Annotated in this window: 8 protein-coding genes and 1 tRNA gene; 6 read left to right on the top strand and 3 right to left on the bottom strand. The window is 59.6% G+C overall.

Annotation, left to right across the window (positions count from 1 at the left end; genetic code table 11):
* Window positions 1-328 precede the first annotated feature (328 nt).
* On the bottom strand, window positions 329-796 hold the full coding sequence (locus ACQRA4_RS12925) for a Fur family transcriptional regulator (protein WP_427823476.1): 468 nt from the start codon (window positions 794-796) through the stop codon (window positions 329-331).
* 441 nt (window positions 797-1,237) lie between these two features.
* Between ACQRA4_RS12925 and ACQRA4_RS12920 the strand changes: the two genes are divergently transcribed.
* Window positions 1,238-2,449 carry an MFS transporter gene (locus tag ACQRA4_RS12920; RefSeq protein WP_427823475.1) on the top strand — a complete coding sequence of 404 codons (1,212 nt, stop codon included), beginning with the start codon at window positions 1,238-1,240 and terminating at the stop codon, window positions 2,447-2,449.
* Window positions 2,450-2,507: 58 nt separating this feature from the next.
* Here ACQRA4_RS12920 and hypB read toward each other — a convergent pair whose 3' ends face one another.
* Window positions 2,508-3,167: a hydrogenase nickel incorporation protein HypB gene (gene hypB, locus ACQRA4_RS12915; protein WP_427823474.1), complete on the bottom strand. Its 660-nt coding sequence runs from the start codon at window positions 3,165-3,167 to the stop codon at window positions 2,508-2,510.
* A 146-nt stretch (window positions 3,168-3,313) separates the two neighbouring features.
* Here hypB and tnpA point away from each other — a divergent pair, with 146 nt between their 5' ends.
* Complete coding sequence (tnpA, locus tag ACQRA4_RS12910) at window positions 3,314-3,655, top strand: IS200/IS605 family transposase (protein ID WP_427823473.1); 342 nt, start codon at window positions 3,314-3,316, stop codon at window positions 3,653-3,655.
* A 132-nt stretch (window positions 3,656-3,787) separates the two neighbouring features.
* On the opposite strand, the gene ACQRA4_RS12905 is transcribed toward tnpA, so the two are convergent.
* Window positions 3,788-3,864, bottom strand: a tRNA-Glu gene (locus ACQRA4_RS12905).
* 173 nt (window positions 3,865-4,037) lie between these two features.
* On the opposite strand from ACQRA4_RS12905, the gene ACQRA4_RS12900 reads away from it, so the two are divergent.
* The 4 genes from ACQRA4_RS12900 (at window position 4,038) to ACQRA4_RS12885 (ending at window position 10,015) form a co-directional block, all read left to right on the top strand.
* Window positions 4,038-5,663, top strand: coding sequence for a sigma-54 interaction domain-containing protein (locus ACQRA4_RS12900; protein WP_427823472.1), 1,626 nt, complete (start codon window positions 4,038-4,040; stop codon window positions 5,661-5,663).
* Window positions 5,664-6,212: 549 nt separating this feature from the next.
* Window positions 6,213-7,421 carry an ammonium transporter gene (locus ACQRA4_RS12895; protein WP_427823471.1) on the top strand — a complete coding sequence of 403 codons (1,209 nt, stop codon included), beginning with the start codon at window positions 6,213-6,215 and terminating at the stop codon, window positions 7,419-7,421.
* Between the two features lie 26 nt (window positions 7,422-7,447).
* On the top strand, window positions 7,448-7,786 hold the full coding sequence (locus ACQRA4_RS12890; protein WP_427823470.1) for a P-II family nitrogen regulator: 339 nt from the start codon (window positions 7,448-7,450) through the stop codon (window positions 7,784-7,786).
* Window positions 7,787-7,822: 36 nt separating this feature from the next.
* On the top strand, window positions 7,823-10,015 hold the full coding sequence (locus ACQRA4_RS12885) for a glutamine synthetase III (RefSeq protein WP_427823469.1): 2,193 nt from the start codon (window positions 7,823-7,825) through the stop codon (window positions 10,013-10,015).
* Window positions 10,016-10,275: the final 260 nt, after the last annotated feature.

Raw genomic sequence — 10,275 nt, 5'->3', positions numbered from 1 at the left:
CTGGCAAGCGAGACATGCGGGGCATGTCAGGGGCAACCCTCGTTGCCCAACCTGCTGCAGAGCCGCCTTTTCCGTCCGTCGGACGGTATTGAACCCGCGGCATGTCTGATCAGTTTCGCCCAATGTTTGCCGTGCCCTTGCGTTTGAAAAATTCCGCTTTTCGCGGACGGCGCTTTGATGAAGCCGCCCCGGTCTATCCCGCTGAACAAGCATGTCTAATATGAAAATGAATGTCAAGTTCATAACAAAGAAAGACGACCTCCAAAACACGAAAGCGTTCTGAAAGGGCGGGATGCGTTACGCCCGTGGCTCTGAAAAGACGTTCGCGTCAGCGGGGCGGCTGGTCTTCAGGCTTTGCATTACGGCAGTCGGCGCACAGGCCGTAAAGGTTGTGCACATGGCCGTTGAGGCTGAAGCCGTGCTTTTCCGCCAGTTCATTTTGCAGTTTTTCAATACGCGGATCGCAGATTTCCACAATCTTGCCGCAGGAGAGGCAGACGATATGATCATGGTGGCTGTTGGGCCGGGCCACTTCGTAGCGGGTAATGCCGTCGCTGAAGTGGATTTCCATGGCCAGCCCGGCGTCGCAGAGCAGCTTGAGGGTGCGGTAAACCGTGGTCTGGCCGATACCCGGATCACGTCGCAAGATGTGCTGATAAAATTCTTCCAGCGTGTGGTGGCCGGGGAGCTCAAAAAAAGCCTCCGCAATGACACGCCGCTGGGATGTGGTGTTCAGCCCCTTGTGGTTCATGAATTCCAGAAAGTCCGCCAGGGACGCGCTGTTCTTTTTGGACATAGCCAACCCCCGATATGTTTTTAGCACGGCCTGTGCCCTTCTGCCAAGGGGTAGTTGTGGTGGGGAATAATTTTACAGGGATAAGCGTTCATTTCGCCATCTCTGAATGCCTATGCGGCATCGGTGAGGCGCGGCTGGTCAGTGTGATCCATTTGCAGGTCATATCCAGAGTCGCTTCCTTGCGCCGCGGTGTTTGCCTGTTTTTATTTCAAAAACGCTTTGTCGATGCGAAAGCCGACAGGCGCAGCGAGGCGGGGCCCATAGCCGGCATGCCGAGCGCCCATGTGGGCGCGTCTCTGAATTCTAAGCCTGCGAAATCAACATGAAGCAATGGCCCGGTCGTATTTTTGGCGGAAAGAGCAGGCCGCATTCGCTCTTGACAGGGGAGAGGAAAACACTTAACCGTTGCGCCCGCAACGGCTGGTTGCGCGGGAGATAAGCATGCCTGATCGCCGCATTCGCCGCCAGCAGGCGGCAAGCACAGCCCACACGGGCATGTGGCGGACACTGCGGGAGATATGCAACCGCAACTTCACTGTGGTGACGTTGATCAACCTGCTGGTGATGACCGCTTATTATCTGGCGTTTGTCACCAGCACCTCCTATGCCCGGCAGACCTTCGGGGCAAGTCTGAGCGCCGCCGGCCTTACCGCCGGCATCATGGTCATCGGCTGCCTGCTGGGGCGTTTTGTCAGCGGCAACCTGCTCTCTGTTTTTGGTTGCAAGGCGGTTCTTTTCAGCGGGCTGCTGCTGTATCTCACCAGCATGGCTGGTTTTTTTCTGGTGGATTCTCTGGGGCTGCTGTTCGCGCAACGCTTCTGGGCAGGCGTGGGCGTCATCGGAACCGCCACGGGCACCATTGTGGCCTGTGTGATTCCACAGCGGCATCATGGTTTCGGGGTCAGCCTGTTCAGCATGAGCACGGTTCTGGCCCTGGCTCTGGGGCCGTTTTTAGGCGTCACCCTGGGCGCGCGCATGGGCTATGCGTCGTTGATGCGCCTTAATGTGGGCATGGCCCTGCTTTGCGCGCTCATCTTTTTCGGGCTGGCGGCCCTGCCTTCCATGCGCCGCCGCCATCGCGCCCTCTTCAGTCTGAACAGCTACATTGACCCGCGCGTGGTGCGTTTTTCCCTCGTGGCTCTGGCGGTCTGCCCGAGCTACGGCTGCGTGCAGGCATTTATGACTTCGTTCGCCGCCGAGCGCGCCCTTTCCGGGGCGGCCAGCGTGTTCTTTCTGCTGTACGCCGCGGGCGCTCTGGCCACCAGGCCTCTGACGGGCCGCCTGTTCGACACGCGCGGCGAAAATATCATTTTTTACCCCATGCTGCTGCTGACCGCGCTTTCCCTGATGCTTCTGGGCCGCGCGGAAAACGGCCGGACGCTGCTGCTGGCCGGTCTGGCGCTGGGCATAGGCTTTGGCAACTTTCAATCCGTCGGCCAGGCGGTCTCCCTTTCCCTGGTTTCACGTTCCCGTTTTGCCCAGGCCACCACGACCTTTTTCATCTTCTTTGATATGGGTATTGGCCTGGGGCCGTACCTCTTCGGTTTTCTGGCGCCATCCATGGGCTACGGCGGCATGTACCAGGCGCTGGCCCTTACCGTGCTGGCCGCGCTGGGGCTGTATCATGTTTTGCACGGAAGGTTTGCGGGATAACGGTTCAACGCAAGGATATTTCGCCAGCCGCCGACAGGCGCGCCAAGGCCGGGCGGCTTTATGACGCCTTTTTCCCTTCGCGCATCCTGCGCAGCCAGGCATACCAGCCATCCAGGCCCGCGCCGTCGCGGCAGGAAACCTCGAAAACACTGAGGTCTTTGTTCAGCTTGGTCGCAAAGGAACGGGCGCGCGCCATATCAAAGTCCACATGGGGCAGCAGATCCACCTTGTTCAGCACCAGGGCTTTGGCCAGATTGAACAGCAGGGGATACTTCTCCGGCTTGTCGTCGCCTTCGGTCACGCTTAGCAGGGCCACCTTGGCGTCTTCGCCGCAGTCGAATTCCACCGGGCAGACCAGATTGCCCACATTTTCAATGAAGAGGATGTCCAGGCCGTCCAGTTTCAGGCTGTCCAGCGCTGTAAGCACCATATTGCTGTCCAGATGGCAGCCGCCATCGGTGTTGATCTGCACGGCCTGCGCTCCGGTGGCCGCCACCCGGCGGGCGTCGTTGTCGGTTTGCAGATCGCCCTCGATGACCGCCATGCGAAATTTCCCGGCCAGATCGCGCAGGGTTCGCTCAAGCAGCGAGGTTTTGCCCGCGCCGGGAGAGCTGATCAGGTTGAGCGCCAGAATTTTGCGCTCGCTCAACCGCCGCCGCACATGGGCCGCCATTTTTTCGTTGGCTTCCAGAATATTGCGCACCACGGGAATTTGCATGTTCTTCTCCTTCCATCTGCGCCCCGCGATCCCGAGCAGGGTTTCTTGAAGCGGTCGTCGAAACAGTTTGCTTTTATTGTCTCCCGCAGGAGGGTCCCCCCCACCTTTAGGCGACGGCTTCAGTGTTTCTTTTGCAGGCTGCGGGCATGAGCAACTATGGCAAAAGCCCCACAGTGTCTTTTCAATTCACCCACGCCACGTATCGGAAAAGAATTTTTTCAGACGGCATCGCCCGGAGGGCCAGGTCGCTGATACGCGGCATCTGTGAGAAACATCAGGTGAAAATACTCAAAGGGCATACAGAGGAGCCCGACCATATCCATCTTGTGGTTTCGATTCCGCCAGACCGCGCTGTGAGCAGGCTGACGCGGCAACTGAAAGGCCGAACCGCCCATGCCGTGACAAACGAATTTCCCTTGTTGCGCCGCCAGTACCGGGGACGCCATTGTGGGCGCGCGGCTATTTCTGCTGTCGCAACGGCAATGTGAACGGTGGGGTGGTCAAGCAATACATTGCACAACAGGAAGATGCTGATGATATTTTCCTGATTGAGCAGGGATGGCTTTAGCCTGCTTCAGCAGGGGCTATACCGGCTTCAGCCGGTGGAGTGTCCAATTTTTTGGCGTCCCCAAGGGGATTTGAACCCCTGTCGACGGCGTGAAAGGCCGTTGTCCTGGGCCGGCTAGACGATGGGGACGGACGAAGACATCACATAAGGGAAAGTATACAGCGTGTCAAGGCTTGCATTGCGCGCAGTATGGTCAGACTACGGCAGCAGCGGCGCGCGTGCCCTCCACTTCTTCGGCGGAAGGGGGTATCCGTTTTTGCCGAAGCGTTGCAAGAGCGCGCGGCCTGAGCTATTTTTGCTTCATGCCCCGCGCCAAATCCGCCTCTCCGCTCTCGCCTGTCGCCGTTCCGTCCCCGCAGCCGGCGTCCATTGACGCGCACTGTGAGAGCCAACTTCGCCTGTTGCAGGAACTGGCGCAGCTCATGGATGCCGCCAGCGACGTGGCGCGGGCTCTGGACAAGGCTTTAGCTCTGATGGCCGTGCATCTGCACATGATGCGCGGCGCCATCACCCTGGTGTCGCCGCAGACCGGCGAGATACGCATTGAGTCATCCTACGGACTCAAACCCGCGGAGCGCCAGCGCGGTCGGTATGTGCGCGGTGAAGGCATCACCGGTCGGGTTATTGAAAGCGGTCGCGCCATGTATATTTCTGATGTCTCCGAAGAGCCGCTGTTTCTGAACAAGACCCGCTCGCGCGATCTGAAAAAAGAGGGCATATCCTTTATCTGTGTGCCCATTCGCCTCAACAACCATGTGGTGGGCGCGCTTTCCGTGGATCGCCTGCTGGCGGACGCCGCCACCCTGGAAGATGAAGTCCGTCTGCTGCTGATCATCGCCACCTTGCTGGGGCATGCGGCGCTGGAAACGCAGGAGCGAATGGACGAGGAAAGTCCGCCCTCACTGCGCCCCAGGGGATTTGTAGGCAATTCGGAAAGCATGCAGAAGGTCTATGCCCAGATTGCGCAGGTGGCTCCGTCCGCCACCACGGTTTTTTTGCAGGGCGAGTCCGGCACCGGCAAGGAACTGGCCGCCAAGGCTATCCACGCGGCCAGCGCCCGCGCGGCCCGGCCCTTCATTTCGCTCAATTGCGCGGCCCTGCCGGAAAACCTCATTGAAAGCGAATTGTTTGGACACGAGCGCGGGGCCTTTACCGGGGCCAGCGCCACCCGCAAGGGGCGCTTCGAACTGGCGCACGGCGGCACGCTGTTTCTGGACGAGGTGGGCGAACTTTCGCTGATGACCCAGGCCAAACTGTTGCGCGTCTTGCAGGAGCGCGCCTTTGAGCGTCTGGGCGGCATGGAGACCCTGCATGTGGATGTGCGCTTCATCACCGCCACAAACCGCGATCTTGAGCGGATGGCGGAGGAGGGGAAATTCCGCCGGGACTTGTTTTACCGCCTCAATGTTTTTCCTGTTTTTCTGCCCCCATTGCGTCAGCGGCCTGAGGATATTCTGCCTCTGGCCAGCCACTTTATCCAAAAATACTCGCTCGCCAACGCCCGGAGGAATGTGCGCCTTTCCCTGGCCGTCATGGATATGCTCCAGCGCTATGACTGGCCCGGCAATATCCGGGAGCTGGAGAACGTCATGGAGCGCGCCGTCTTGCTGCTGGGCCGCGAAAGCCTGGTGCTGCCCCAGCATCTGCCCCCCGCTCTGCACAGCATGCGCTGCGCCGGCCACAACGGTGAGGATCGTTGCGTTCTTCGGCCTGGCCTGACCGGCAGCCTGCGGGAGCGTCTGGATGAACTGGAGCGGGCCTGTATTGTGGAAGCCCTGGAATCCAGCCGCGGGCAGATGGGCCGGGCCGCGGCCAGCCTGGGGCTGACAGAGCGAATCATGGGGCTGCGCCTGAAAAAATACGGCATCAACTATAAGAGCTTTCGCCACGCCCGTAAGGGGGGGCGATCCGCTGACCATGACGCCTGAATACAAATCATCCAAAATGTAGATTTTGCACATAGCCCGCGCCCTGCGGGCAGCCTCGCTGAAAAGGGGCTGTTTCGCGCAATAAGGGCGGCCTTGCCTGTTTGGCGGCATCGACGCATTATAAAAACAACATAAATGTAGATTTTAAATATATCCTATAACATACTGTCATTCAACACTATCCCGCAAATGAATCCTTCGGATGCCCTCATGGGGCGAAGGACTTTTTCTTTTTTCGACAAATTTGTAGAAAAAATACTCCATCGCAAACCGTCTTCAGCCTCATCCGTTCCACATCATTTAAAAATATTCATTAAAATCATATTGATACGTCTCATGCGCCTTTACCGTCCGGCCCTGGCACGGATTGTGCCTACAGGATGCCGGAAAGCGCGGCATGTGCCGCGCCAGGGTGCAGAGAGACGCCGACTGCATCTTCAGAGTTTGGTCTGGCCGGATGGGCCCGCCGCAGGTGCCAGGTTCGTGTCGTTCCCGGGAAGACGACACGACGGAAGTTGCGGGCGGCAGCGGCCATAAGGGAGTTTTGGGATGAACGTTTCGGATACGGCTTTTATCATTATCTGCGCCACCATGGTCATGCTGATGACCCCGGCTCTGGCCCTGTTTTACGGTGGTCTGGTTCGTGCGCGCAATGTGCTTTCCACACACATGCACAGTTACGCCAGTCTGGGCCTGACTACCGTGCTCTGGGCTCTTGTGGGCTACACCCTGGCCTTTGGCGAGGACGTCGGCGGCCTGATCGGCAATTTTTCCTATCTGTTCCTGAACGGGGTCGAGGGCACGGCCGCTCCGGCGGCCTCCAATCTTCCGCACACCGTCTTTGTGGCCTTTCAGTGTATGTTCGCGGTTCTGACAGTGGCACTGGTTTCCGGCGCATACGCCGAGCGCATCCGCTTCTCGGCCATGCTGCTCTTCTCCGGCCTCTGGATGATCCTCGCCTATGCGCCCATGGCCCACTGGGTCTGGGGCGGCGGCTGGATGGCCAAGCTGGGCGCTGTGGACTTCGCCGGCGGCGCGGTGGTTCATATGGCTTCCGGCGCGGGCGCGCTGGCCTGCGCCCAGGCTCTTGGCCCCCGGCTGTCCACAGGCCCGCAGAGCTTCACACCCAATAATCTGCCCTTCACCCTGCTGGGCGGCGGCTTGCTCTGGTTCGGCTGGTTCGGCTTCAATGCTGGCAGCGCCCTGGCCGCCGGTTCGCTGGCCGGTCAGGCCCTGCTGACCACCCATCTGGCCTCGGCCTGCGGCATCCTCGGCTGGATGCTGGTGGAATGGAGGCGCACCGGCAAGCCCACCAGCCTGGGCGCCATTTCCGGCGCTCTGGCCGGTCTGGTGGCCATCACGCCCGGCGCGGGCTTTGTGGGCCTGCTGCCCGCCATGCTTATCGGCTTTATAGGCGGCATGGTCTGCTATGGCGGCGTGCTGCTCAAGAACAGGTTCGGCTATGACGACGCGCTGGACGTGGTGGGCATCCACGGTCTGGGCGGCACCTGGGGCGCGCTTGCCACCGGTCTGTTTGCCAGTGCGGCCATCAACGACGTGGACGGTCTGTTTTACGGCAATCCACATCAGCTCTGGGTGCAGTTCATCTCCGTGCTGGGCACATGGGTCTTCGCCTATGCGGTGAGCCGTCTTCTGCTCTGCGTCGTGGATGCCATTGTGGGGCTGCGCGTGGCGCCTGAAGCGGAATATGTCGGCCTGGATCTGAGTGAGCATAACGAACGCGGCTATTCGCTGTAAGCCGCAAGCGGCGAAGGGGACATCTCATGAAGAAACTGGAAATCATCATCCGGCCCGGCATGTTGGAGAGGGTCAAGGAAGAGCTCTCAAAGCTGGGCATTCACGGCATGAACTATTCGGAAATCAGGGGCTTCGGTCGCCAGCGCGGGCATACCGAAGTATACCGGGGCACCACCATGCAGGTGGACTGCCTGCCCAAGATCAAGATTGAACTGGTGCTGCACGACGAGGCCTTGGAAAAGGTGCTCAATGTCGTGGCGGCCACAGCCCGCACCGGTCAGGTGGGCGACGGCAAGATATTCATCAGCGATGTGCGGGACGCGGTGCGCATCCGCACGGGCGAACGCGGTGAAGACGCGCTGTAGGCATTCATATTTTTTGAAATGAAAGGAGACGATGGTATGAGTTCCCTCCGCAACAAGGCGGTATTCAAGGCAGTTGATGCAACGCCGGTGGTTCCCTCCAGCCAGGAGGAAAAGTCGCATGAGGCCGGCGAGATTTTCGGGCGCAACGTCTTCGGCTTTGCCGTGATGCGCAAGCGACTGCCCAAAGATGTTTACCGCAAGCTGGCCAAAACCATCCGCGACGGCGAACGCCTGAATCCGGAAATCGCCGATGTGGTGGCCAACGCCATGAAAGACTGGGCCATTGAAAATGGCGCCACCCACTATACGCACTGGTTTCACCCCATGACCGGGCTGACCGCGGAAAAGCACGATGCCTTTCTCGCTCCGTCGGCCGACGGGCAGGTCATCAGCGAATTTTCCGGCAAGATGCTGATCAGCGGCGAGCCGGACGCCTCCTCCTTTCCGTCCGGCGGCATTCGCTCCACCTTTGAGGCGCGCGGCTACACCGCCTGGGATCCCTCGTCGCCGGCGTTCATCATCCGCCAGCCCTACGGCGCGACTCTGCATATCCCGACCTATTTCTATTCCTATTCCGGCGAGGCGCTGGATCGTAAGATTCCGCTGTTGCGTTCCATTTCAGCCTTGTCCCGGCAGGCTCTGCGCATCCTGAAGCTGTTCGGCAACAACTCGGCCAGCCATGTGCGGGCCATGGTCGGCCCTGAGCAGGAATATTTTCTGGTGGACAGGAATATGGCAGTTCTGCGACCGGACATCATGCTGGCGGGCCGTACCCTCTTGGGCGCGCCTTCGCCCAAGGGGCAGGAAATGGAGGATCACTACTTCGGAGCCATCCCCGGCAGAGTCATGAGCTTCATGCAGGATGTGGAAAATGAACTGCTGGCTTTGGGCATTCCCGCCAAAACCCGGCACAATGAGGTGGCCCCCGGCCAGTTTGAAATCGCGCCGGTCTATGAAGAAGCCAATATCGCCTGCGACCATAATATGCTGACCATGAACATGATGCGGCATATGGCCGCCAAGCACGGCTTTGTCTGCCTGCTGCATGAAAAGCCCTTTGCCGGAGTCAACGGCAGCGGCAAACACAATAACTGGTCCCTGTGCGATTCCGATGGCCAGAACTTGCTCAATCCCGGCGCCACGCCGCAGGACAACGCGCAGTTTCTGGTCTTTCTGGCCGCGGTGCTGCGTGCCGTGCACCAGCACGGCACGGCCCTGCGCCTGGGCACTGTGGGGGCGGGCAACGATCACCGCCTGGGCGCCAATGAGGCGCCGCCAGCCATTCTTTCGGTCTATCTGGGCGAGCAGCTCACAGAAGTGCTGAACGGCATCATTCACGGCAGTCATGCCAGAAACAAAAAAAATCCGGTCATGGAGGTGGGCGTTTCCACACTGCCCCCTCTGCCGGTGGATCTTTCCGACCGCAACCGCACCAGCCCCTTCGCCTTTACCGGCAACAAGTTCGAATTCCGGGCCGTGGGTTCCTCGCAGTCCGTGGCTCCGGTGAATATCGCGCTCAATGCCGCGGTAGCCTGCGCTCTGGATGACATCGCCACCGAACTGGAGGCCGCCGTTTCCGCCGGAACCAGGCTCAATGCGGCCTTGCAGGATTTGCTGCCCCGGCTGTTCAGGCAACACATGCCGGTGGTGTTCAACGGCAACGGCTATTCCGCCTCCTGGCCCAAAGAAGCGGCCAAACGCGGCCTTCCCAATTATAACAATACCGTTACAGCTCTTGAGCATTACAGTGACCCGGACGTGATGAACGTCTTTTTGCGACACGGTATTCTGAGTGAGCGTGAAATTCTGGCCAGACAGGAAATATTACTTGAAAATTACGGAAAAACTCTTTGCATTGAAGGAAACCTGATGGCCAACATGGTGCGTACCATGGTGCTGCCGCAGTGCCTCGAAGCGCAGACCAAAGCCGCCGACGCGGCGCTCAAAACCCGCTCCGTGCTGGGCGACAAGGCCGCCGCGTGCGAAGAGAAATATTTCAAGCTGCTGCATAACCATATCACGGCCCTGCAGGCCGGTGTGGAAAAACTGGAAAAGGCCGTGGAAAAAACACAGAGCGTCCAGGCCCCTCTGGAACAGGCCAGGGAAGCGCGCGACCGCATTCTGCCCGTCATGAGCGAATGTCGCGTTCATGCCGACGCTTTGGAAAGGCTGGTGGAGGACAGCCTGTGGGTGCTGCCCAAGTATTCTGAGCTGCTCTGGGCGCACTAGGAGTATGGATTGAACATTGGGAACGGAGAGAGCCTCATTCCGGGGGGAAAGATGAACTTGATCCGTTCCCGCCCCTGCGGCCGCGTGGCCGCAGGGCGCGTCGCGCCGACGCCTGTCCGCCGCAACGGACGACAGCGGCGCGACGCATAAGGGCGGAAAGCCTGACGGCTTTCCGCCCTTAAATTTCATAAGGTCATGACTGGCAGAGAGGGTTGATCCCTGAGCATTTTGAGGACGAGCTTGCAAATCTCCTCTTGCCG

The sequence above is a fragment of the Desulfovibrio sp. SGI.169 genome (genome assembly GCF_050313595.1).
Taxonomy (GTDB): Bacteria; Desulfobacterota; Desulfovibrionia; order Desulfovibrionales; family Desulfovibrionaceae; genus Desulfovibrio.
This window is presented reverse-complemented; position numbering and strand designations above follow the sequence as displayed.